Origin of the sequence: Streptomyces sp. JJ66 (assembly GCF_019303495.1) — a bacterium.
Lineage (GTDB): Bacteria > Actinomycetota > Actinomycetes > Streptomycetales > Streptomycetaceae > Streptomyces.
This window is the reverse complement of sequence record NZ_JAEVFI010000001.1, coordinates 1-20380: the sequence shown is the minus strand read 5'-3', so window position 1 is coordinate 20380 and position 20380 is coordinate 1. Positions and strand designations below refer to the sequence as shown.

At 73.1% G+C, this 20380-nt stretch carries 23 protein-coding genes, 1 tRNA gene and 1 pseudogene; 12 read left to right on the top strand and 13 right to left on the bottom strand.

Going from position 1 to position 20380, the window contains the following annotated elements:
- Positions 1-6: 6 nt before the first annotated feature.
- The 4 genes from JJV70_RS00120 to JJV70_RS00105 form a co-directional block, all read right to left on the bottom strand.
- Positions 7-759: an anti-sigma factor domain-containing protein gene (locus JJV70_RS00120; RefSeq protein ID WP_219045401.1), complete on the bottom strand. Its 753-nt coding sequence runs from the start codon at positions 757-759 to the stop codon at positions 7-9.
- Positions 756-1340 carry a sigma-70 family RNA polymerase sigma factor gene (locus JJV70_RS00115; RefSeq protein WP_219045400.1) on the bottom strand — a complete coding sequence of 195 codons (585 nt, stop codon included), beginning with the start codon at positions 1338-1340 and terminating at the stop codon, positions 756-758. The genes JJV70_RS00120 and JJV70_RS00115 overlap by 4 nt, the downstream gene beginning before the upstream one ends.
- A 308-nt stretch (positions 1341-1648) precedes the next feature.
- Positions 1649-2485: an aldo/keto reductase gene (locus JJV70_RS00110; RefSeq protein WP_308294611.1), complete on the bottom strand. Its 837-nt coding sequence runs from the start codon at positions 2483-2485 to the stop codon at positions 1649-1651.
- A gap of 131 nt (positions 2486-2616) precedes the next feature.
- A complete protein-coding gene (locus JJV70_RS00105) occupies positions 2617-4443 on the bottom strand; it encodes a long-chain fatty acid--CoA ligase (RefSeq protein ID WP_219045399.1) in 1827 nt (608 codons plus the stop codon).
- A 267-nt stretch (positions 4444-4710) separates the two neighbouring features.
- Here JJV70_RS00105 and JJV70_RS00100 point away from each other — a divergent pair, with 267 nt between their 5' ends.
- A complete protein-coding gene (locus JJV70_RS00100) occupies positions 4711-5715 on the top strand; it encodes a bile acid:sodium symporter family protein (RefSeq protein ID WP_219045398.1) in 1005 nt (334 codons plus the stop codon).
- On the opposite strand, the gene fdhD is transcribed toward JJV70_RS00100, so the two are convergent.
- Complete coding sequence (gene fdhD, locus JJV70_RS00095) at positions 5670-6512, bottom strand: formate dehydrogenase accessory sulfurtransferase FdhD (protein ID WP_219045397.1); 843 nt, start codon at positions 6510-6512, stop codon at positions 5670-5672. The genes JJV70_RS00100 and fdhD overlap by 46 nt on opposite strands.
- 56 nt (positions 6513-6568) lie before the next feature.
- Between fdhD and JJV70_RS00090 the strand changes: the two genes are divergently transcribed.
- The 3 genes from JJV70_RS00090 to tnpB all read left to right on the top strand — a co-directional run bounded on the left by JJV70_RS00090 (position 6569) and on the right by tnpB (position 9207).
- The gene (locus JJV70_RS00090; RefSeq protein ID WP_219045396.1) at positions 6569-7057 is read left to right on the top strand and encodes a hypothetical protein; all 489 of its coding nucleotides are present in this window, start codon (positions 6569-6571) and stop codon (positions 7055-7057) included.
- A gap of 111 nt (positions 7058-7168) precedes the next feature.
- The gene (locus JJV70_RS00085; protein ID WP_219045395.1) at positions 7169-7753 is read left to right on the top strand and encodes an IS607 family transposase; all 585 of its coding nucleotides are present in this window, start codon (positions 7169-7171) and stop codon (positions 7751-7753) included.
- Entirely contained in the window at positions 7750-9207 is a 1458-nt protein-coding gene (gene tnpB / locus JJV70_RS00080) for an IS607 family element RNA-guided endonuclease TnpB (protein ID WP_219045394.1), read from the top strand. Before JJV70_RS00085 ends, tnpB begins: the two co-directional genes overlap by 4 nt.
- 250 nt (positions 9208-9457) lie before the next feature.
- Here the strand turns inward: tnpB and JJV70_RS23085 are convergent, their stop codons facing one another.
- The 3 genes from JJV70_RS23085 to JJV70_RS00065 are packed head-to-tail and all read right to left on the bottom strand — an operon-like array spanning position 9458 to position 11200.
- The gene (locus JJV70_RS23085; RefSeq protein WP_219045393.1) at positions 9458-10099 is read right to left on the bottom strand and encodes a DUF3618 domain-containing protein; all 642 of its coding nucleotides are present in this window, start codon (positions 10097-10099) and stop codon (positions 9458-9460) included.
- Complete coding sequence (locus JJV70_RS00070; protein WP_219045392.1) at positions 10075-10518, bottom strand: phage holin family protein; 444 nt, start codon at positions 10516-10518, stop codon at positions 10075-10077. The genes JJV70_RS23085 and JJV70_RS00070 overlap by 25 nt, the downstream gene beginning before the upstream one ends.
- A 1-nt stretch (position 10519) precedes the next feature.
- A complete protein-coding gene (locus JJV70_RS00065; RefSeq protein ID WP_219045391.1) occupies positions 10520-11200 on the bottom strand; it encodes a hypothetical protein in 681 nt (226 codons plus the stop codon).
- Positions 11201-11457: 257 nt separating this feature from the next.
- On the opposite strand from JJV70_RS00065, the gene JJV70_RS00060 reads away from it, so the two are divergent.
- From JJV70_RS00060 to JJV70_RS00045, 4 genes are all read left to right on the top strand, one after another.
- Positions 11458-11544 (top strand) — tRNA-Leu (locus JJV70_RS00060).
- Positions 11545-11869: 325 nt separating this feature from the next.
- On the top strand, positions 11870-12109 hold the full coding sequence (locus tag JJV70_RS00055; protein WP_219045702.1) for a hypothetical protein: 240 nt from the start codon (positions 11870-11872) through the stop codon (positions 12107-12109).
- The gene (locus JJV70_RS00050) at positions 12106-12504 is read left to right on the top strand and encodes a hypothetical protein (protein WP_219045390.1); all 399 of its coding nucleotides are present in this window, start codon (positions 12106-12108) and stop codon (positions 12502-12504) included. The genes JJV70_RS00055 and JJV70_RS00050 overlap by 4 nt, the downstream gene beginning before the upstream one ends.
- A gap of 95 nt (positions 12505-12599) precedes the next feature.
- A complete protein-coding gene (locus JJV70_RS00045) occupies positions 12600-13502 on the top strand; it encodes a universal stress protein (protein WP_219045389.1) in 903 nt (300 codons plus the stop codon).
- Positions 13503-14160: 658 nt separating this feature from the next.
- On the opposite strand, the gene JJV70_RS00040 is transcribed toward JJV70_RS00045, so the two are convergent.
- The 4 genes from JJV70_RS00040 to JJV70_RS00025 all read right to left on the bottom strand — a co-directional run bounded on the left by JJV70_RS00040 (position 14161) and on the right by JJV70_RS00025 (position 17563).
- On the bottom strand, positions 14161-14658 hold the full coding sequence (locus JJV70_RS00040; RefSeq protein WP_257573110.1) for a (2Fe-2S) ferredoxin domain-containing protein: 498 nt from the start codon (positions 14656-14658) through the stop codon (positions 14161-14163).
- 17 nt (positions 14659-14675) lie between these two features.
- Positions 14676-15542, bottom strand: a complete 867-nt coding sequence (locus JJV70_RS00035) for an Fpg/Nei family DNA glycosylase (RefSeq protein WP_219045388.1) — start codon at positions 15540-15542, stop codon at positions 14676-14678.
- A 138-nt stretch (positions 15543-15680) separates the two neighbouring features.
- Positions 15681-16532: an ABC transporter permease gene (locus JJV70_RS00030; RefSeq protein WP_219045387.1), complete on the bottom strand. Its 852-nt coding sequence runs from the start codon at positions 16530-16532 to the stop codon at positions 15681-15683.
- Positions 16529-17563 carry an ATP-binding cassette domain-containing protein gene (locus JJV70_RS00025; protein ID WP_219045386.1) on the bottom strand — a complete coding sequence of 345 codons (1035 nt, stop codon included), beginning with the start codon at positions 17561-17563 and terminating at the stop codon, positions 16529-16531. The genes JJV70_RS00030 and JJV70_RS00025 overlap by 4 nt, the downstream gene beginning before the upstream one ends.
- Before the next feature lie 398 nt (positions 17564-17961).
- On the opposite strand from JJV70_RS00025, the gene JJV70_RS00020 reads away from it, so the two are divergent.
- The 4 genes and pseudogenes from JJV70_RS00020 to JJV70_RS22295 all read left to right on the top strand — a co-directional run bounded on the left by JJV70_RS00020 (position 17962) and on the right by JJV70_RS22295 (position 20059).
- On the top strand, positions 17962-18270 hold the full coding sequence (locus JJV70_RS00020) for a hypothetical protein (protein WP_219045385.1): 309 nt from the start codon (positions 17962-17964) through the stop codon (positions 18268-18270).
- A gap of 55 nt (positions 18271-18325) precedes the next feature.
- The gene (locus tag JJV70_RS00015; RefSeq protein WP_219045384.1) at positions 18326-18988 is read left to right on the top strand and encodes a DUF1707 domain-containing protein; all 663 of its coding nucleotides are present in this window, start codon (positions 18326-18328) and stop codon (positions 18986-18988) included.
- Positions 18989-19008: 20 nt separating this feature from the next.
- A pseudogene (locus JJV70_RS22300) lies at positions 19009-19410 on the top strand (DUF2332 family protein); the annotation flags it as partial.
- 52 nt (positions 19411-19462) lie between these two features.
- Positions 19463-20059 carry a DUF2332 family protein gene (locus JJV70_RS22295; RefSeq protein WP_308294610.1) on the top strand — a complete coding sequence of 199 codons (597 nt, stop codon included), beginning with the start codon at positions 19463-19465 and terminating at the stop codon, positions 20057-20059.
- A gap of 18 nt (positions 20060-20077) precedes the next feature.
- On the opposite strand, the gene JJV70_RS00005 is transcribed toward JJV70_RS22295, so the two are convergent.
- Positions 20078-20380 (bottom strand): transposase (locus tag JJV70_RS00005; protein ID WP_219045383.1); only part of this gene is annotated, 303 nt, incomplete at its 5' end.

Sequence of the window (20380 nt, the reverse complement as noted above, 5' to 3'; positions counted from 1 at the left end):
CGGACTTCAGGCGGGTAGGTCCATGACCGCCATCGGATCGGAGGTCGGCTTGGGCGAGCCGCCAGACGGCTCCAGCGTGATGCCCATCGCCGTCGCGTCCCGCACCTGGCCCTCCATGAGGGTGGCCGTGGTCGTGGCGTGCGGATCGAGCAGGCCCGCCGGGCGCATCTCCTCACCCTTGGCGAACCACAGCTGGTACACCTGGCCACTCGGCGGCCGCGGCAGCCCGGCGGCCAGGAACGCGGCCCGGCCCTGGTCGTGCGAGACGACGATGGTTCCGGTGCCGCCGCCGGGCAGCTCGCCCGAGGTCACCAGGGCGTCACCGGCCGTCAGCACCCGCGTCAGCGCGTCCGAGCGCTGGTCAGCCTGCTCCGCCTGCTGTCGGGCGTCCTCGGCCGCCTGGTACTGCCACACCGCGAGGCCGCCGAACGCGGCAGCCGCCGCGACGGAGGCGGCGAGCACCATACGCGGCAGCGCCCTGGTGCGACGCGACAGCCAGGAGCCGCCGCCCTGCCGGGGCACCCGCGGCGGCTCCTGGCGGACGGTCGTCACGCGGGCGAGCACCCGGGCGCGCAGCTGCGGCGGCAAGGTGGCGGAGACGGCCAGGCCGAGCCGTTCGGCGGTGGCGGTCAGCTCCCGCACCTCCTGCGCGCACGCGCCGCACACCGCGAGGTGGCGTTCGAACTCGGCCCGCTCGGTGTCGGACAGCGCGTGCACGGCGTAGGCGCCGGTCAGCGTGTGCAGGTCCACCGTGGTCATGCGCTTACCCCCAGACAGTCGCGCAGCCGGATCAGCCCGTCGCGCAGCCGGGTCTTGACGGTGCCCAGCGGAAGGGCCAGGAGTTCGGCGACCTCACGGTAGGTGAGACCGCGGTAGTAGGCGAGCGTGACCGACTGCCGCTGCAGCTCGGTCAGGTTCCGCAGGCACCGGCGCACCTGCTCGCGTTCGAGGCGGGACTCCACCTGCTCGGTGACCTCGTCGTACGCCGGGGTGCGCTCCAGCAGGGCGGCGCGCTGCTCGCGGTCGGTGGCGGCCTGGGCCGAGCGCACCCGGTCCACCGCCCGCCGGTGTGCCATGGTCATGATCCACGCCATGGCGCTGCCCTTGTCCGGCTGGTAGTGCGCGGCGAGACGCCAGACCTCCACCAGCACCTCCTGCGTCACCTCCTCGGCCTGGGCCGGGTCGCGCACAATGCTGCGGGCCAGCCCCAGCACGGGCCCGGCCACCCGGTCGTAGACGGCGGCGAACGCGTCGCCGTCCCCGCGTGCCACCTCGCCCATCAGCTCCTGCAGGTCCGGACCGGTCGCGGCGGGCCCGGTGATGTGTACCGGCTCCCTCATACGGCGCACCCTCCGGCGGGTGCCGCTGCGGTGCACCGGGCGTGGGCGGCCGGGCAGGTGGACGGCATGTGTTCCTCCCAGGGCAGGCTTCGCGTAGTGTTCGGAGCACGGGGCCGGGCGGATTGGTGCGTCCTGCGCGGGCACCATGCCCGCTGTGGCCGCCTGTGCCGCGTACTCCACCCTCTCCTGCCTGTTCCACCCTGCAACCACACATTACGCGCCGCGACCCGGAAGGCCGGGACGCGGCGCGTGGTCTGTCGTAGCCGTGCGGGCGTGGAGCGAGCTGCTTTCGGGCCGGGCAGCGGCCGTCAGCCCATGAAGTCCATCGTGGACGGGTCCGGGCCCAGGCGCCTGCCCGTCTCCAGCGCCGCGATAGCCGCCAGGTCACCGGCGTCCAGCTCGAAGTCGAAGACCTCGAAGTTCTCCCTGATCCGGGAAGGGGTGACGGACTTCGGGATCACCACGTTGCCCAGCTGCAGGTGCCAGCGCAGGATCACCTGGGCGGCGGTACGGCCGTGCTTCTCGCCGATCGCGCGGATGGCGGGCTCGGTCAGCACGTCCTTGCCCTGCCCCAGCGGCGACCACGCCTCGGTGGCGATGTGGTGCGCGGTGTGGAAGGTGCGCAGTTGCTCTTGCTGGAAGTGCGGGTGCAGCTCGACCTGGTTGAGCACCGGCACCGTGGAGGTTTCGGCCAGCAGCCGCTCCAGGTGCGGCGGCTGGAAGTTGGATACCCCGATGGCCCGCACCCGGCCGTCGGTGGCCAGTTTCTCCAGCGCCCGCCAGGTCTCGACGTAGCGGTCGAACATCGGGACCGGCCAGTGGATCAGGTACAGGTCGGCGTAGCCGGTGCCCAGGCGCTCCAGGGAGGCGTCGAAGGCGCGCAGCGTGGCGTCGTAGCCCTGCTCGCTGTTCCACAGCTTGGTGGTGAGGAAGATGTCCTCGCGCGGCACCCCGGACGCGGCGATGGCCCGGCCCGTCCCCGTCTCGTTCTCGTAGACGGCGGCGGTGTCGATGCTGCGGTAGCCGACCTCCAGAGCGTGGGCCACGGCGGTGGCCGCCTCGTCGTCCGGGACCTGCCAGACGCCGAAACCGAGCTGCGGCATCGTGACGCCGTTGTTCAGGGTGATGCTGGGAACGCTGCTCACGTGTGAGGGGTCCTAACGTCGTTTGACAGTGCACGTACTCCCACCGTCAACGTGCCGGGGCCTTCGCGCATTCCCGGCGGCCCGGCGGCGCGGTCCGGCGGGCCTGGCCGCGCCCGTCCGCACGCGGCCCCTCAGCGCCGGTACAGCTCCTCGACGTCCGCCGCGTACGCGCGCTCGATAGCGGCCCGCCTGAGCTTCAGCGACGGCGTCAGCAGCCCGCGCTCCTCGGTGAACGGGGTGCCCAGCACGCGGAAGGCGCGAATCGACTCGGCCTGGGAGACGTGGGTGTTGGCCGCCAGCACCGCCCGCCGGATCTCCGCCTCCACCTCCGCGTCGCGCACCACGCGCTGGGGCGGGAGCGCCGGCTTGTGCCGCATCGCCAGCCAGTGCGCCATCGCTTCCGGATCCAGTGTGATCAGCGCCGCGACGTAGGGCCGGTCGTTGCCCACCAGGACGCACTGTGCCACCAGCGGGTGCGCGCGCACCCGGTCCTCCAGCAGCGCGGGGGAGACGCTCTTGCCCCCGGAGGTCACCACGATCTCCTTCTTGCGCCCGGTGATCGTCAGATATCCGTCCTCGTCCAGCGAGCCGACGTCGCCGGTGGCCAGCCAGCCCTCGTACAGCGCCTCAGCGGCGGCTTGCGGGCTGTTGTGGTAGCCCTGGAACACCTGCCTGCCGTGCAGCCACACCTCGCCGTCGTCCGCGATGTGCACCGACGTGCCCGGCAGTGGCTGGCCCACCGTGCCGAACTTCACCCGTTCGGGCGGGTTCACGACGGTGCCGCCCGTCGTCTCCGTCAGCCCGTAGCCTTCGTAGACGCGGATGCCCGCGCCATCGAAGAACAGCCCGAGCCGGCGCTCCAGCGCTGAGCCGCCGGACATCGCCGCCGCGCACCGGCCGCCCAGCGCGTCCCGGAACCGGGCGTAGACCAGCCGGTCGAACAGCTGGTGCTGGAGTCGCAGGGCCGCGCCCGGCCCCGGCCCGGTGCCGAACGCGCGGGCCTCGGTCGCCTCGGCGTAGCGCACCGCCACCTCCACCGCCCGGTCGAAGGCGGCGAGCCGTCCCTCGCTCTCCGCGCGGCGCCGGGCGGCATGGAACAGGCGCTCGAAGACGTAGGGCACCGCGAGGAAGAAGCCGGGCCGGAACGCGGCCAGGTCCGGCAGCAGCTCCGCCGCGCTCAGCACCGGCAGGTGGCCCAGCTTCACCCCGCCGCGCAGCGCCGCCACCTGCACCACCCGCCCGAAGACGTGGGACAGCGGCAGGAACAGCAGCGTCGTGGGCTGCTCGGCCGGACGCGGCCGGATGACCCGCTCGTAGCGGGCGAGCATGGTGTCGCACTCGGCCATGAAGTTCCCGTGGGTCAGCACGCAGCCCTTGGGGCGCCCGGTGGTGCCCGAGGTGTAGAGCACCGTCGCCGGGGTGTCCGGGGTCAGGGCCATGCGGTGCCGGTGCACCACGCTGTCGGCCAGGTGCGCCCCGGCGGCCACCAGGTGCGCCTCGGCGCCCGCGTCGATCTGCCACAGCCGCCGCAGCAGCGGCAGCCGGCCGATGACGGAGCCGACCGTCATCGCGTGGTCCTCACTCTCCACGACCACCGCGCTGACCCCGGCGTCGTGCAGAATCCACCACACCTGTTCGGCCGACGACGTCGGGTAGACCGGCACCGGCTGGGCGCCCACCGACCACAGCGCGAGATCCAGCAGCGTCCACTCGTAGCGGGTGCGGCACATCAGCGCCACCCGGTCACCGAAGCGCACGCCCTCCGCCAGCAGACCCTTGGCCACCGCCAGCACCTGGTCGCGGAAGGCGAGCGCGCTCACGTCCTGCCAGCGGCCCGCGGCGTCCTTGCGCGCCAATACGGGAAGGCCGGGCTGCCGTTCGGCCCGCTCGAAGACGGAGTCGGCCAGGCCGCCGACCGGGACCGCCGTGACCACGGCCGGGACGGTGAAATCGCGCACGGGCCGTCCTCCTCGGGGCCGTTGCGAGGGCGCACAGCGTGAGCGACCGTACCCGAAGCGCGGGTACCCCCGGAAGGCTGTTGGTGCAGGTCAAGTAGGGTCAATTGGTGATATAAGGGAGTGCGCGTGCCGCCGTGTGGGCACCGCCAGGGCGCAGCCCGCCAGATCTCCACACAACCTCCCCGAAGCGGTCGCCGGCCCGGACGGTCCCGGCCACTGAGCGGACGCCACCGCGCCAGCCCGGCGGCCCGTGGTTCAGTGGACGGCATGCGCCGCCTCGCCACCCTGTTCGACCCCTTCATCGCGCTGCTCATCGGCACCGTCACGCTCGCGGCGCTGCTCCCGGTCACCGGCGCGGCCGCGGACGCCGTCGGCACCGCCGCGTCCGTCGGCGTCGGACTGCTGTTCTTCCTCTACGGCGCCCGGCTCTCCACCGGCGAGGCCCTCGACGGGCTGCGGCACTGGCGGCTGCACCTGACCGTGCTGCTGTGCACGTTCGCCCTCTTCCCGCTGCTGGGCCTGGCCGCCGGGACGCTGGTGCCGCACGTGCTGACCGAGCAGCTGTGGCACGGCCTGCTGTTCCTGTGCGTGGTGCCCTCCACCATCCAGTCCTCGATCGCCTTCACCTCCCTCGCGCGCGGCAACGTGCCCGCCGCCATCTGCGCGGGCACCTACTCCAGCCTGCTGGGCATGGTGCTCACCCCGCTGCTGGCCGCGCTGCTCATCGGCACCACCACCGGCTTCACCGCCGACGGGCTGCTCGGCATCGCCACCCAGCTCCTCGCGCCGTTCCTCGCCGGGCAGCTGCTGCGCCGCCGCATCGGCGGTTTCGTCGCCCGGCACCGGGCGCGCCTGAGCCTGGTGGACCGGGGCGCGATCCTGCTCGTCGTCTACGCCGCGTTCAGCCGGGGCGTCGCCGACGGCGTGTGGGGTCAGCTGGAGCCCTGGCGGCTGGCGGCGCTGCTCGGCGTCGAGGTGGTGCTGCTGACCGTCATGCTGACCCTGACCACCTACGGCTCCCGGGCGCTGGGCTTCGACCGCGACGACCGGATCGCGATCGTCTTCGCCGGGTCGAAGAAGTCCCTGGCGGCCGGGCTGCCGATGGCCGCCGTCCTGTTCGGGCCGCAGACCTCGCTCGCCGTGCTGCCGTTGATGCTCTTCCATCAGCTTCAACTGATGGTGTGCGCGGTGCTCGCCCGGCGCGCGTCCCGCCGGGCGCCGCTGGCTCAGGACCCCGAGCCGGGCAGACCCAGACGTTCGGCCCCGGCGTAGACGTTCATCGACGCCCCGCGCAAGAAGCCCACCAGCGTGAGCCCCGTCTCGGCCGCCAGCCGCACCGCCAGCGACGAGGGTGCCGAGACGGCCGCCAGCACCGGCACGCCCGCCATCACCGCCTTCTGCGCCAGCTCGAACGACGCGCGCCCCGACACCAGCAGCACCACGTCCGACAGCGGCAGCCGTCCCGCCTGGAGCGCACGGCCCACGAGTTTGTCCACCGCGTTGTGCCGCCCCACGTCCTCCCGCACGTCCAGCAGCTCACCGCCGGTGGAGAACAGCGCCGCCGCGTGCAGGCCACCGGTACGCTCGAACACCCGCTGCGCCGCCCGCAGCCGGTCCGGCAGCGCGGCCAGCACGCCGCTGTCCACCCGGGGCGTGCCGCCCGGCGGCAGCGGCCAGCGCGCCGTCGTGCGCACCGCGTCCAGGCTCGCCTTGCCGCACACCCCGCACGAGGACGTGGTGTACACGTTGCGCGCCAGCCCGGTCTCCGGCACCGGCACACCCGGCGCCAGGCGGACGTCCACGACGTTGTAGGTGTTCGCCCCCTCCGGCGTCGCCCCCGCGCAGTACACGATGTTCGCCAGCTCCTCCGCCGCGCCCAGCACGCCCTCACCGGCCAGGAAACCGGCGGCCAGCGCGAAGTCGTCGCCCGGGGTGCGCATCGTGACCGTCAGCGGCGTGCCGTTCAGCCTGATCTCCAGCGGCTCCTCCGCCGCCAGAGTGTCCACCCGGGCGGACACGTCGCCGTCCCGTACCCGCACCACGCGCCGCCGCTCCGTAACCCGACCCATGCCCCCATCCTGCGGCATCGCCCCCGGGCGTCCGCGCCCGGCCGTAGGGTGGCGGCATGCGCAGCCTCGCGGTCTTCGACCTGGACGGAACCCTCAGCGACGCCCGGCACCGCCTGCACCACCTGCGAAGCCGCCCGAAGAACTGGGACGCGTTCTTCCGCGCGGCGCCCGCCGACCCACCGCTGCCCGAGGGAATCGACCTGGCCCGCCAGTGGGCGCGCACCTGCGACCTGGGCTACGTCACCGGCCGCCCCGAGCGCACCCGCCGGGCCACCGAACGCTGGCTCGCCGCCCAGGGCCTGCCCACCGGAGAGCTGTGGATGCGCGCCCGCTCCGACTACCGGCCCTCCAAGGTGGCCAAGCTGGAGCTGCTGCGCGAGGTCGCCGCGAGCCGGGACATCGCGGTCGTCGTGGACGACGACGCCGAGGTCTGCGCCGTCTACCGGGCGGCCGGTTTCCCTGTCATCGAGGCCGACTGGATGCCCGTCTCCGCGCCTGCCGAGGCCACCTTGCGCCAGGCCCAGCAGCACGAGGGCCGCACCTGAGGCACGCGTGGGGCGCGTTCGGCGTGGGGTGGCATAGGGGGTGAAAGCTGCTACAGATTTTCTAGTTATTCGTAGTCATTTCTAGTTGTGCGTTCCGGATATCTTGATCTTGTGAAGCTTTCGGAGTGGGCGCGGCAGCAGGGCGTGAGTTACCAGACCGCCTGGCGATGGGTGAAGGACGGCAAGATGCCCGTTCCCGTCACCCAAGCGCCGTCCGGGACGTGGCTGGTCGCCGAGCCCACTCCGGATGCCTCTGCGGTGTCGGGGCGGGTGGTGGCGTACTGCTGTGTCTCGTCAGCCGACCAGAAAGCCGACTTGGACCGGCAGGCGTCACGGGTGGTGGACGGGGCGAACGGGCTTGGCCTGCCGGTCGCTGAAGTCGTGACCGAGGTCGGCTCGGGGCTGAACGGGCGGCGGCGCAAGCTGCACCGGGTGCTGTGCGACCCGCAGGCCGCGGTGATCGTGGTCGAGCACCGCGACAGGCTGGCCCGGTTCGGTGTCGAGCACCTCGAAGCGGTCCTGTCGGCGTCCGGGCGGCGTCTGGTCGTCCTCGACCCCACCGAGACTGCCGATGACCTCGTACGGGACATCACCGAAGTCCTCACGTCGATGTGCGCGCGCCTGTACGGGCGGCGGGCGGCGAAGAACCGGGCCGCCCGCGCGGTGGCCGTGGCGACCGGTGAGGCCGCCGAATGAAGAAGTTCCAGCCGCAACCCGGGTTCGTGGTGCAGGCGTTCCGGTTCGCCCTGGACCCGAACGCCACCCAGGAGGCCGCACTGCGTTCGCACTGCGGTGCCGCGCGGGCCGCCTACAACTGGGCTGTGGGCTGGGTGACGGCGTCGTGGTGGCAGCGCCGCGCGGAGGAGACCTACGGGATCCCCCAGGAGTCGCTGACCAAGTGGCGGCCATGGTCGCTTCCGTCGCTGCGGAAAGCGTTCAACGAGGCCAAGCACACCGACCCGCGTTTCTCCGCCTGGTGGGAAGAGAACTCCAAGGAGGCGTACTCCACCGGCCTCGCGAACGCGTCGTCCGCGTTCGACAACTACGCGAAGTCGAAGAACAGCAAGCGGAAGGGCGCCCGGATGGGCGTCCCCCGGTTCAAGCCGAAGCGGAAGGCGCGTCTTGCCTGCCGGTTCACCACGGGCACCATCCGAGTGGACACCGACGGCCGGCACGTCACCCTCCCCCGCCTCGGGACGATCCGCACCCACGAGCCGACGGCGAAGCTCCTCGGCCGCGTCCAGGCCGGGACAGCCCGGATCCTGTCCGCGACCGTGCGGCACGAGCGCGGACGCTGGTTCGCCTCGTTCCAGGCCGAGGTCAAGCGCGACATCGTGCGCGTGGCTCGCCCGGATGTGGCGGTCGGCATCGACCTCGGCGTGAAGACCCTCGCGGTCATGGCCGACTCGACCGGTGAGATCCGCACCGTCGCGAACCCGGGCCACTACGACGCCACCCGCGCGCAGCTGCGCCGCGCGTCCCAGATCGTGTCCCGGCGTCAGGGCCCCGACCGGCGCACCGGGCAGAAGCCGTCCCGCCGCTGGGAGAAGGCCAACGCGGCCCGCAACCGCGTGCATCACCGGGTGGCGAACCTCCGCGAGGACGCCCTGCACAAGCTCACCACCGCCGTGGCCGCCGAGTACGGCACCGTCGTGGTCGAGGACCTCAACGTCGCCGGAATGCTCCGCAACCGGCCTCTGGCCCGCCGCATCGCCGATGCCGGGTTCGGGGAGATCCGCTGCCTGCTCACCCACAAGACCGGCCAGCGCCACGCCACCCGCCTTGTAGTCGCGAACCGCTGGTACCCCTCCTCGAAGACCTGTTCCGGGTGCGGCGCGGTGAAAGCCAAGCTGCCGCTGCACGTCCGGACCTACGAATGCGACACGTGCGGCCTGGTCATCGACCGGGACGACAACGCCGCACGCAACCTCGCCGCCCTCGCGGCAGCCTGCATGACTGGTACCGGAGTGGCCGGAGACCAGGACACCACCGTGGTGGTCTCGAAGCCTCGTGGAGCCGACCGTGAGACCCGCGCCACCCGCCCCCGCCGCAAGGCGGAGGCGGGGCGGGCAGGTGGCGCAACCCTGCCGCACCAGCGGCAGACAGAAACGAGAGACCGTACTCAAGCCGAAGCCCTCACGCTTTGGTGACGAGACGGACCTTCCGGGCCGAAATGCCCGGAATGCTGAGACCTCACTACGGCCTCAGCAACGGAGCCCATGCGGTGTGGCGCGTGAACATGTGGCTGGAGGGGCCGGGCAGGGGGCACACGTGGCGTAGGGGAGCCCCACTGCGGACTCCGCCCACCATCGTTCCCCGGGCCCGCCCCGCCACCCCAGCGTCAGCAGCGGCGTTCCTCTGCTCTGTTTTCCTGCGGGACTGGGGCCCGGCCCGCCGGGCTCAGGCCCGGGCCGGGCCGCCGCCCCGGTCACGTGCCTCGTCGGCCACCGTCTGCCCGGACTGCCGAGCCTGGTCGCGCAGTTCACCGGCCTCGCCACGTGCCTGCTCCTGCGTCGTGCGCGCGGCCTCGGTGGCCGTGTCCCGGACGTCCTCGGCGACCTGCCGGGCGGAGCGGGCAGCGTCCTCGCGCAGGTTCTGCGCGGACTCCAGGGCGGCTTCCTTCACCGGCCCGGCCCGCTCGGACAACCGCGTCACGGCCTGCTCCTCCGGCTGCGAGCTGGGCAGCAGCGAACCGGCCAGCGCTCCGGCGCCGAAAGCGAGCAGTCCGGCCGCCAGCGGGCTGCCCTGCGTCTGCCGCATCGCCTGCTCCGGCGCCTGGCGCGCCATCTCGCCCGCCTGCCCTGCGGTGTCCTGCACCGTGTGCGCGGTGTGCCGCGCCCGCCCCCGGGCCTGGCCCACGCCCCCGGACGCCGAGCCCATCACGCGCTCCCGCGTCCGGCCCATCGCCCCGCGCGCCTTGTCACGGCGGCGCCTGGCGATGCGTTTGGGGCTGGTCTTGTCGGCCAACCGGTCCACGTCGTGCGCGAGTTCGGCACGGCTGGTCTCGATGTCGGCCCTCACCTGGTCGGATGACGTGCCCATTGGGCGTCCTCCTTCAGCGTCTCGACGGTCTGCTCGGGTTTGGGGGAGACCTGGCGCATCTTCGAGCGGCCCAGCGCGAACAGCCCGGCAGCGATCAGCGCCCACACGCCGGTCAGGATCAGCGCGGCCCAGCGCAGGTCCATGGCCCCCCACAGGACGAACATCAGCGTCATCGACAGGAACAGCAGGACCATGTAGCCCGCAAAGGCCGCCCCGCCGAACATCCCCGCCGCCTTGCCCGCCTTGCCCGCCTCCTCACGCACCTCGGCCTTGGCCAGCTCGACCTCCTGCCGCACCAGACGCTGCACGTCCTCGGTCACCTTGGACAGCAGGTCGCCCACGGACGCCTCACCGCTGTGTCCGTGCTTGTCATGCTTGTCGTGCCGGTGGCTCCGTCGCGATGCCCATGTCGTCGCCATCTCACACCTCCGGACGCGGGTCGTCCCGCTCGCTGGGGGGCGCGGACGAGGACGGCCACCCCGTGCTCCCGGGCGTCCGCGCCTGCCCGGCCTGTGGCCAGGTGGTCTCGGTCTCTGTCCCGGTACCGCCCGCCGCGTCCGGCGCGGCGGAGGCGCCGCCCGCGGCCGGAGCGGCAGATCCGGGCGTGTCACCGTGGCCGCCGTCACCGTTCGCGGCGGAACCGGCCTTCGCCAGCCGCCCCGCCACCACCCCGGCGAGCGCGGCCGCGCCGAGAAACGCCGCCGGACGGCGGCGGGCGAAGCCCTGAACTTCCTGCAGCAGGCCGTCCACGCCGCGTTCATCCAGGTGGTCGGCGGCACGGCGGCCGCCGTCGGCGAGCTGGGTGACGAGCCTGCGGGCGGCGGTGTCCTGCTCAGCCCGGCCGGCCATCGCGGCCATGTCGTCGGCCCAGTGCCGGATGGTGTCAGCCGTGCGGTGGGTCTGCGTGTCGGCCTCGCTCCGGGCCCGGTCCCGCAGGTCCCGCGCGGCCGCCATGCCCTGCTCGCGGGCCTGGCCGGTCACGGCCCTGGCCTGCTCGCCCGCCGTGTCCGCCACGCGGCCAGCCGCCTGACCGGCGCGCCCGGCCGTCGCGGAAGCCTCTTGCTGGGCCTGATCCGACCCGGCCCTCACCGTCTCACTCATGGCACCTCCTCGGCACGCGTCGTCTGTCTGGCGCTGCGTCCTTACGCCTCCATTCGGGTAACCAGAGGGTTAGCGGTAAAACGACGCAATACCCTCATTGCTCGCCACTCGCTCTTCGCGTCCTGACCAGCACCGACGCCCGCACCGCTCGCCATCTCGCTACACGGTGTCACGTCCGTTTCACCCCGGGATGCCCCTCGGTGACCTGGGTGAGGGGCGCCGGGAAACCTTGGTATCGTTGACCGCGCAACGCACCGGTCCGGGTGGCGGAATGGCAGACGCGCTAGCTTGAGGTGCTAGTGCCCGTTAAGGGCGTGGGGGTTCAAGTCCCCCCTCGGACACCAGCTAAGACCCCACTTCACGTGGGGTTTTTTCTGTTTCCGGATGTGACTGGCGGGGGCGCGGGATGTCTCCGGGAGGAGCAGGGGAGGCCCCACGATGCTCTCTCCCGTCCTTCGGGCCGCGTTCCTCGCTCGCCGCCCGGTCGGCTCGCCCCTGGTCACCGATTACGCCGGGCTGGTCAGGTGCCGAGGGATGGACCTGGGGAGTCAATGGTTCGCGAGTCGTCGGTGTGGGTTACGTACCGTTTTGTTTCGTCTGATCCGGGTGTGGCTACTCCCTCGTCGTCTGGCCGTGGCAAGCGGCCGCGTCGAACGGAGGGACTACGTGATGATCGTCAAGAAGATGCACGAAGCGGGGGTTCGCAGTGAGCACGCCTACCTCGGGGCGTTCGCCTCGATCGGTGGCGCGTTTTTGACCTGGTTGACCTCCAACCGCAAGGAACACGCGGGTCTGGACCGGGCGGACCGGTGGGGCATCTTCGTCGGCGAGTGGGCGCCGACCTTCTTCGCACTGGGGGTAGCCCTCTCCCAGTACGAGCACCGTGAGCGCAAGCTGTTCACTTCGTGACGGCCCCCGCGCGCCGCGGGCTTGAAGACGCCGACGCCGCTGTGGCGGCCGCGGGCAAGCTTTCCGAGGCACTGGAGACCACGGAGCGTGCCCGCGGCCACCTCTACGCTTTCCACCAGCTCACCGGGCACGCCGACCTCATGCTGGACGATGTGCTGGCGCTGCTCCGCGAGGCGGGGCGCGGCGAGCTGGCCGCTCGGGTCGAGACGGAGCTGGTGGGGCTGGACGTCGTTCCCGGCCACTGGACGTACCAGCTCGTGGAGGCGTACGACGACGGGTACTACGCCGCGTCCCGGCAGCTGGAGGGTGACGTCCGCGACGCGCTCGTGGCCGGACGCCGCCACGTGTTCGAGGCGGAGATGAAGGCCAGGCGCCAGGCACCCCACGGCTCTTGACCAGCCCGCCCCGGGTAGCCTGGACGGCGGATTTCAGGTTCAGCCGCGCAGCCAGTTGACGGGGCGGGCTGGGGAGGGTGAAGGAGGTGGCGGACATGACCGGGCAGCCGGTGATCGCCGCGGTGGACGGGTCCGAGCACAGCATGCGCGGCCTGGAGTGGGCGCTGCAGGCCGCGCGGCTGCGCGGCACGGAGGTGCTGGCCGTGCATGTGTGGCCGTGGCCGCCCAACATCCACGGTGCGCCTGAGCCGCCGCCCGCCGCGCCGCCCGCCGAGGAGGACCCGGTGCTGGTCGAGGTGCGGCGGCAGCTGGCCGGGCGCGAGGGGCTGCCGGAGATGCGGTTCACCACGCTCAGCGGCACGCCCGCCGCCACGCTGCCCGAACTGGGCGGGCAGGGTGACCTGCTGGTGCTGGGCTCGCGCGGGCGCGGCGGGTTCAAGAGTCTGCTGCTGGGCTCCAACGGCCGGGCCTGTGCGGCGCATGCGCACTGCCCGGTCGTCGTCGTCCCGCACCACGAGCGCGGACGCGGGGCCGTGCGGGAGCCGGTGGGACGCGTGGTGCTGGCCCTGGAGCCCGCCGAAACCGTGGACACCGTCATCGAGTTCGCCGTCCGTGAGGCGCGGCTGCGCGGTGCCCAGCTGCAGGTCGTCACCACTTACCCGGTCCCGTTCTCCACGCTGGCGCTGCTGGGCGCCGCGCAGATGGATGTCACCGACCCGGAGGGGCCCGAGATCGTCCGGGAGACCGCGCGGGCGCAGCGGGACCGGCTGGAGCATGTCACGGGCGGCCCTCACACCGATCTGGACGTGGACTGGGTGGTCGCGCCCGGTGATGCCGCGGGCCGCCTGGTAGACGCCTCCGACGCCGCCGACCTCCTCGTCGTCGGCCGGCACCGGCACCGCATGCGGCACGCGGGCATGTTCCTCGGCTCGGTCACCAACGCCGTGCTGCTGCACGCGCGGTGCCCGATCGCCGTCATTCCGCCGCCGGAGTCCTGAGCCGGGCGCCGGGCCGGGGCTGGGCGCCCGACGCGGTGGGGCTGCCCCTGGATGGCGGTGTTCCGCGTGCGGCGCCGGGGGGCGTGGCTTACCGTCGCAATGACGGAGCGTAGTGATGTTGTCGCATGGAGTGTCTGCGGCGGCTGCGCCCGAGAAACCGGAGAAAGTCACCATGCGCCCCATGCGCCTCGTGTCCGCGACCCCGGCGGGCACGCCCTGCTGGATAGCCGCACCGGCCGCCCCCGCGTCAGCTGCCGACGCCGAGGTCCCACCGTGGCGTGGCGCGCCGGGCGGCGCCCCGAACCTTTCCGACAGTGGTCACGCCAACGGTGGTTACACCACGTGCGGAATCCCCACGGGCAGCAGATCGGCGGGGTGGCGGCCCCAAGCCGCCCCCGCCTACCGCGGAACGCCGGAGGCCGCCGCATGCGCACGTCTCCCGGGCCGGGCGCCGAACCCCGCCGGGCGCATCCCGAAACGGGGTGGGGCCGGTGCCCGCCCGGGCGGCGCGCGACAGTGCGCCCGCAGCTGATCCGGCCGCCGGTCAGCCGGCCCACCGGCCCAGCCGGTGCGCGCGTGCGATCCCCCGGAGCAGCCTGCCCCGGGGGATCGCACGCGTCCGGCGTACCGGGCTTCGGGATGGCGCGGCGGGCGGGGGTCAGTGCGGGGGCTTCGGGCGCTCCACGAACTGCAGGGCCAGGGTCTCGGGCGGGTCCGCCAGCCCCGGGCCGCCCGTGGTCACCCACTCCAGCAGCTCCGCCACACTGACGTCGTCCATGACCCACCCCACCCATACCGGGCGCCCGCCCCGGCGGCGTCCGGCCGGTGAGGGGCGCACCACCACCACGTTGGCCTGACCGCACGGGCCCAGGCACGGCGACGTCCGTACCGCGACCCGTCCGCCCGAGGCCCGGGCCGCCGCCCGTAGCCGCGCCAGCTGGGCGGCGTGGTCCACCCGCGGGTGTTTGACCGGATCACCGCAGCAGCACCCCCGGCAGACGACGAGCGTGCAGGCGGACGGCGCGGGCGCCCGGGGCGCTGACGCGGACGGCTCGGACGCGGACGGCCCGGACGCGGGCTCCGGCGCCGGGGGTGGTACGGGCGTGGACGTGCCGGGGCCGGGGGACGGGGGCTGGGTGGCGGGAGCGGTGGTCATCCGCCGCAGCCTACGGGCTACTTGAGCAGGCGCGACATGCGGCGGTCGGCCAGCACCTTGCCGCCGGTCTGGCAGCGCGGGCAGTACTGAAGCGAGGAGTCGGCGAAGGACACCTCACGGATCGTCTCCCCGCACACCGGGCACGGCTGCCCGGCCCGTCCGTGCACCCGCAGCCCCACCTTTTTCTCCGCCTTCAGCTCCCCGGCTGCCAGCCCCCGGGCCCGCTCCAACGCGTCGCGCAGGGTCGCGTCCAGGGCGTCGTAGAGGACCTGGCTCTCGTGCTCGGTGAGGTCGTCGGCCAGCCGGTAGGGGGAGAGGCGGGCGGCGTGCAGGATCTCGTCGGAGTAGGCGTTGCCGATACCGGCGATGACGCTCTGGTCCCGCAGCACGCCCTTGATCCGGTGCCGCTTGCCCGCGAGCAGGGCGCGCAGGGTCTCCACGGTGAACCCGGGCGCGAGCGGGTCGGGGCCGAGGCGGGCGATGCCGGGCACCTCGGCCGGGTCGCGCACGCAGTAGACGGCCAGCCGCTTGCGCGTGCCCGCTTCGGTGAGGTCGAACCCGGCCCGCTGCGGCCCCGCGAGCTGGACGCGCACTGCCAGCGGGCCCCTGCCCGGCCGGGGCGGGGCGGCGGGCAGTGACTCCTGCCAGCGCAGCCACCCGGCCCGCGCCAGATGGACCACCAGGTGCAGCTCACCGGCCGCCAGAGCGAGGAACTTGCCGTGCCGGGCGACGCCGGTGAAGGCGGCACCCTCCAGCGCGGTCACCGGCGGGTCAAACGTCTTCAGCACGCTGACGGCGACCGGGCGTACCGCCTGCACGGTCCGCCCGGTCAGCCGTTCGGCGAGGAAGTCGCGCAGCGCCGCGACCTCGGGCAGTTCGGGCATGCGCCCAGTGTCCCCCAGCCACGCCCGCGCGGCACCCCCTCCGGCTCCGGCCGCCCGGTCACCCGCCCGGCGCGCAGCGGGTGAGCGCCGGAGGCACACCGAGCGGCCACCGGCCGGGCACGGGGCGGCGGGCGTGGCTCACTTGCGGTTGTACAGCCGCATCGTCACGGTGCCGAAGACGGCGACGAGCACACCACCCCAGCCCAGCGACCAGGCGATCTCCGCTGCGGGCCACTCACCGGCCATCAGCCCGCGCACCGCCGACGCCAGGTGGGTGATCGGGCTGTTGTTGACGAACGCCTGCAGCCAGCCGGGCATCGTGCTCGGGTCGACGAAGATGTTGCTGAGGAACGTGGCCGGGAAGAGCACCATCATGCTGACGCCCATCACCGACTTCTCGGTGCGCAGCAGGAGCCCGAACATCGTCCACACCCACGAGAAGCAGAACGAGAACACGACCAGCAGGGCCACCCCGGCGAGCACTCCGGGCACGCCACCCGCAGGCCGGAACCCCATGATCAGGCCCACCGCCAGCATCACCGCCGAGCCCATGGCGTACCGGAGCATGTCACCCATGAGGTAACCGACCATGGGCGAGGGCCGCCATATCGGCAGCGTGCGGAAGCGGTCGAACACGCCCTTCTCGATGTCGATGTTGACCGCGACGCCCGTGTACATGGTGATCATGACGATGCTCATCACCAGGATGCCGGGCAGCAGGAACTGCAGGTACTGCTGTGTGGACCCGGCCAGTGCACCGCCGAAGAGGTACGTGTACATCAGCACCATCATGATCGGGAAGGCGGTGACGTCGAACAGCTGCTCCGGCACGTGCTTGATCTTGAGCACCGCCCGCCAGCCGAAGGCGACGGACGTCGCCCAGCCGCTGGGCCGGGGCGGGCGCTGCGCGCTGACCAGGAGCGGGGCGAGGCTGTCGGCGGTGACCGGGGCCAGCTCCTCGCCGCGGGTCTGGGTTGGGGTGGCGGTCATGCCAAAACTCCCTTCGGCTGCGGCTCCGGTGTCGGCTGCGGGGTGGCGGGGCGGTCGGTCAGGGCGAGGAACACCTCGTCGAGGCTGGGCTGCCCCAGGGAGAAGTTGTCCACGGTGATCCCGGCGCACGCCAGCTGAGCCAGCGCCTTCGACGCCTGCTCGGCGGCGTCCCGCGCGCCGTCGCCCACCCGGGCCGTCAGCGCCACGGGGTCGGCCTCCAGCTGCGGCTCCACCCCCAGGGCGGTGCCCAGGACGTGGGCGGCCTCCGCGCGCTGCTCTGGCGCACGCAGCCGCAGGTGCACCGAGCCGGCACCGACGGATGCCTTGAGCTCGCCCTTGGTGCCCTCGGCGATGACCTTGCCCTTGTCGATGACGGCGATGCGGGAGGCGAGCTGATCGGCCTCGTCCAGGTACTGCGTCGTCAGCAAAACGGTGGTGCCCTGGGCGACGACAGCCCGCACGATCTCCCACACCTGGTTGCGGCTGCGCGGATCCAGGCCCGTCGTCGGCTCGTCCAGGAACAGCAGATCCGGTGTGTTCAGAATGCTCGCGGCGATGTCGATGCGCCGCCGCATGCCGCCGGAGTAGTTCTTCACCTGCCGACTCGCCGCGTCCCTCAGCCCGAACGCCTCCAGCAGCTGCCCGGAACGCTCGCGCGCCGCCCGCTTGCCGTGGCCCAGCAGACGGGCGAGCAGGACCAGGTTCTCCGTGCCGGTCAGGTCCTCGTCGACCGAGGCGTACTGGCCGGTCAGGCTGACCCGGCTGCGCACGGCGTCGGCCTCGCGCAGCACGTCATGCCCGAAGACCCGGGCCTCGCCGCCGTCCGGCCGCAGCAGCGTGGCCAGCACCTTCACGGCCGTCGTCTTGCCTGCCCCGTTGGGTCCCAGGACGCCGTAGACCGTGCCGGCGGGCACGAGGAGATCCACGCCGTCAACCGCGCGGGTCTGGCCGAAGGTCTTCACCAGCCCGGAGGTCTCGATCGCTGGCTGGTCGCCCGGGTCGGCGCGGCGCGCCACCCTGTGCGCTGTCATGGTGTGCTCGCTTTCCCTCTGCTCCGGTGGTCCTGCGGTGGTGCTGACGGCCCGCGGCTCCGTTTCTCATCGGCACCTCCAGTGAGCCTCCACGCCACTCCCTCAGTGTGACGCGCACCACTGACAACGTATTCCGCCCGCCGTCCTCGCTCCGCCCCTGCCCGCCCCCGGCGCCTCGCCTGTGTGCCTCGCTCGCGCCCGTACACCGGACGTCAGCGCCCGCCGTACCCGGAGTCCTGGAGGGGTGTGGCTATGGAGCTACCCTCACCAGAGAATCGAACACGTGTCCGGCATGGGGGTGACCCCAGGTTCCGAGGTGAGTCGAAGGCGCGTGTCGTCGGGCGTCCGGGCCGGGGGCGGGCGCAGAACCGTTGGGGAAAGCATTACGCTCCTGGGCTATGACGGCACTCGGTGAGAATGACGCGACCACCTTCCAGGCCCCCCGTGGAAACGGCCGGCTGACGCCGCGCCAGGCCCGGCTGGTCCGGGGCGTGGCGGCGGCGGTCGTGATGGCCGGGGTGGCCCTCACCATGGTGCTCCGCTTCCTCGCCAAGCCGTCCATCCTGACCCTCGGCCTGTACGGCGTCGCGCTGATCCTGTCCGGCACGGCCATCGTCCTCAGCCGCCGCGGCCGTACCCGCGTCGCCACCGCCGTCCTCGCCTGCGGTGTGGTCGTCGCCGCGCTGGCTGAGCCGTTGTGGGGCTGAGCGGCCTTGTCCCGGCACGTCGCGGCCGGGGGAGGCGCTGCGTAGGGTGCGGGGCATGAACGACAAGCTGCCCGAGATGCGGGCGTCGGACGCCGAGCGGGACCAGATCGCCGAAGTGCTGCGCGACGCGCTGGCCGAAGGCCGCTTGACCACCGAGGAGTTCGGCGAGCGCCTGGACGCCGTCTACCAGGCCCGCACCCGGAGCGAACTGGTGCCGCTGACCGCCGACCTGCCGCAGGGAGCCGGGCCGGAACAGGACGTGCGGCCCGCCGCGCGGGGCCGGGACTGGGCCGCGCGGTTCGGCGGGCGGGCGACGTCCACCGGTGCGCTCGCGCTCATGAGCGGCTTCGTGCGCAAGGGGACGTGGGTCGCCCCACGGCGGTTCACCGCTGTCGCCTTCTGGGGCGGCGGGGAGATCGACCTGCGTGAGGCGCGGTTCGAGGACCGCGAGATCGTCATCCAGGCCACCGCCATCATGGGCGGCGTCAACGTCATCGTCCCGCCCGACGCCGAAGTCCTCATCCGCGGGGTGGGCATCATGGGCGGCTTCGACCACTCCGCTGCCGGATCAGGCGCACCCGGGGCGGTGCGGATCACCGTCACCGGGTTCGCGTTCTGGGGCGGCGTCGGCGTCGAGCGGCGGGCGCTGGGCAAGGGGGCCAAGGGGAGCAAGGAACTGCCCGGGGACGGCCAGGGCCGCCCGGAGGGAAGGCGGTGACCTACCAGCACGCGGCGGACATGATCGCGCACCAGGCCACGGCGTGCGCGGAGCTGGGATCGCCGCTGTACGGCGAGCTCTTCGCCCGGGCCGCCGAGGATGTCCGCGCGGGCGGCCCGTGCGCCGAGGCGATCGCCGGGTACGAGGACGCCACCGGTCCGCAGGCGCTCGCGCTGCGGCTCGGCGGCGCCGTCCACGCGCTGGTGCTGGACGGCCGCGCACCCGCGCTGGCCGCCTCCTACCCGAGCGCGGGCGGAACGTTCGAGCCCGCCGACGCCAACGCCGTCTGGAGGGCGTTCCGCGCCACCGTCGCCACCGAACTCGGCTGGGTGCGCACGTGGCTGCGGCGCCCGCCGCAGACCAACGAGGTCGGACGCGGCAATCTGCTGGTCGCCGGGCTGCTGTGGGCAACCGAGCGCGCCGTACTGCCCGTCCGGCTCTTCGAACTGGGCGCCAGCGCGGGGCTCAACCTGCGTGCCCGACCGCTTCCGCTGCGTGGGCGAGGGCTACGCCTGGGGTGCGCCGGACGCCGAGGTGGTACTGGAGGACGCCTGGCGCGGCACTCCGCCCTCGTGGCTGACGCGGGGCGCCGCCCGGCACCCGGCGCTGGAGGTAACCGAACGCCGTGGCTGCGACCTCGACCCCGTGGACCCCGGCCCGCCCGGCGGCTCCCTCGCGCTGCGCGCCTACGTCTGGCCTGACCAGAGTGCGCGGCACGCCCGGCTGGCCGGGGCACTGCGGCTCGCGCGGGCGGTCCCGGCCGAGGTGACGGCCACCGGCGCGGCGGACTTCCTGCGCGGTCTCTCGCTGCGAGACGGCACCCTGACCGTCGTCTGGCACTCCGTCATGCGTCAGTACGTGCCGCGCGAGGAGTGGGACCGGGTGCGCGGTGAGCTGGACCGGCTCGCGGCGGACTCCGGGCCGCGCCGCGCTTTCCTGCACCTGGCGTTCGAGCCCGAACGGGTCGGCGAGGAGCGGCCGTTCAGGCTCACCGCGTGGCTGAACGGCGAGCCCGCCGTCACCCTCGCCTACGCCGCGCCGCACGGTCTGCCTGCCCGTACACCCGCCTAAAGGTTGTCTCGTAAGGGGTCAGCCGTGGGCGAGGTTGTGCATGTGGGCGATGCCGATGGCCGCCCAGTAGACACCGTCGCCACGGCGGCGGCAGTCACGGAGGATCTTCCAGGTCTTCATCCGGGCGAAGACGTGCTCCACGCGGGCTCTCACCCGGCGGTGGGAGGCGTTGTGCTCCTCCTTCCAGCCCGGAAGGTGCTCCTGTCCGGCTCGGCGGCGGTGCGGAATGATCGCGCTGGTGCCCTGGTAGCCGCTATCGGCGACCACCATCGCCTCTCCGCAGGCGGCTTCGGCGCCCGAGGCGGGGAAAGCGGTGCAGTC

What these genes read in the sequence shown, in the direction of transcription:
- JJV70_RS00055 (WP_219045702.1), top strand. Translation starts at nt 11,870, where the DNA reads ATGATCGTCAAGAAGATGCACGAAGCGGGGGTTCGCAGTGAGCACGCC.
- JJV70_RS23085 (WP_219045393.1), bottom strand. Translation starts at nt 10,099, where the DNA reads ATGGGCACGTCATCCGACCAGGTGAGGGCCGACATCGAGACCAGCCGT.
- JJV70_RS00015 (WP_219045384.1), top strand. Translation starts at nt 18,326, where the DNA reads ATGAACGACAAGCTGCCCGAGATGCGGGCGTCGGACGCCGAGCGGGAC.
- fdhD (WP_219045397.1), bottom strand. Translation starts at nt 6,512, where the DNA reads ATGGGTCGGGTTACGGAGCGGCGGCGCGTGGTGCGGGTACGGGACGGC.
- JJV70_RS00025 (WP_219045386.1), bottom strand. Translation starts at nt 17,563, where the DNA reads ATGACAGCGCACAGGGTGGCGCGCCGCGCCGACCCGGGCGACCAGCCA.
- JJV70_RS00115 (WP_219045400.1), bottom strand. Translation starts at nt 1,340, where the DNA reads ATGAGGGAGCCGGTACACATCACCGGGCCCGCCGCGACCGGTCCGGAC.
- JJV70_RS00045 (WP_219045389.1), top strand. Translation starts at nt 12,600, where the DNA reads ATGACCGGGCAGCCGGTGATCGCCGCGGTGGACGGGTCCGAGCACAGC.
- JJV70_RS00100 (WP_219045398.1), top strand. Translation starts at nt 4,711, where the DNA reads ATGCGCCGCCTCGCCACCCTGTTCGACCCCTTCATCGCGCTGCTCATC.
- JJV70_RS00070 (WP_219045392.1), bottom strand. Translation starts at nt 10,518, where the DNA reads ATGGCGACGACATGGGCATCGCGACGGAGCCACCGGCACGACAAGCAT.
- JJV70_RS00030 (WP_219045387.1), bottom strand. Translation starts at nt 16,532, where the DNA reads ATGACCGCCACCCCAACCCAGACCCGCGGCGAGGAGCTGGCCCCGGTC.
- JJV70_RS00090 (WP_219045396.1), top strand. Translation starts at nt 6,569, where the DNA reads ATGCGCAGCCTCGCGGTCTTCGACCTGGACGGAACCCTCAGCGACGCC.
- JJV70_RS00040 (WP_257573110.1), bottom strand. Translation starts at nt 14,658, where the DNA reads ATGACCACCGCTCCCGCCACCCAGCCCCCGTCCCCCGGCCCCGGCACG.
- JJV70_RS00020 (WP_219045385.1), top strand. Translation starts at nt 17,962, where the DNA reads ATGACGGCACTCGGTGAGAATGACGCGACCACCTTCCAGGCCCCCCGT.
- JJV70_RS00035 (WP_219045388.1), bottom strand. Translation starts at nt 15,542, where the DNA reads ATGCCCGAACTGCCCGAGGTCGCGGCGCTGCGCGACTTCCTCGCCGAA.
- JJV70_RS00120 (WP_219045401.1), bottom strand. Translation starts at nt 759, where the DNA reads ATGACCACGGTGGACCTGCACACGCTGACCGGCGCCTACGCCGTGCAC.
- JJV70_RS00065 (WP_219045391.1), bottom strand. Translation starts at nt 11,200, where the DNA reads ATGAGTGAGACGGTGAGGGCCGGGTCGGATCAGGCCCAGCAAGAGGCT.
- tnpB (WP_219045394.1), top strand. Translation starts at nt 7,750, where the DNA reads ATGAAGAAGTTCCAGCCGCAACCCGGGTTCGTGGTGCAGGCGTTCCGG.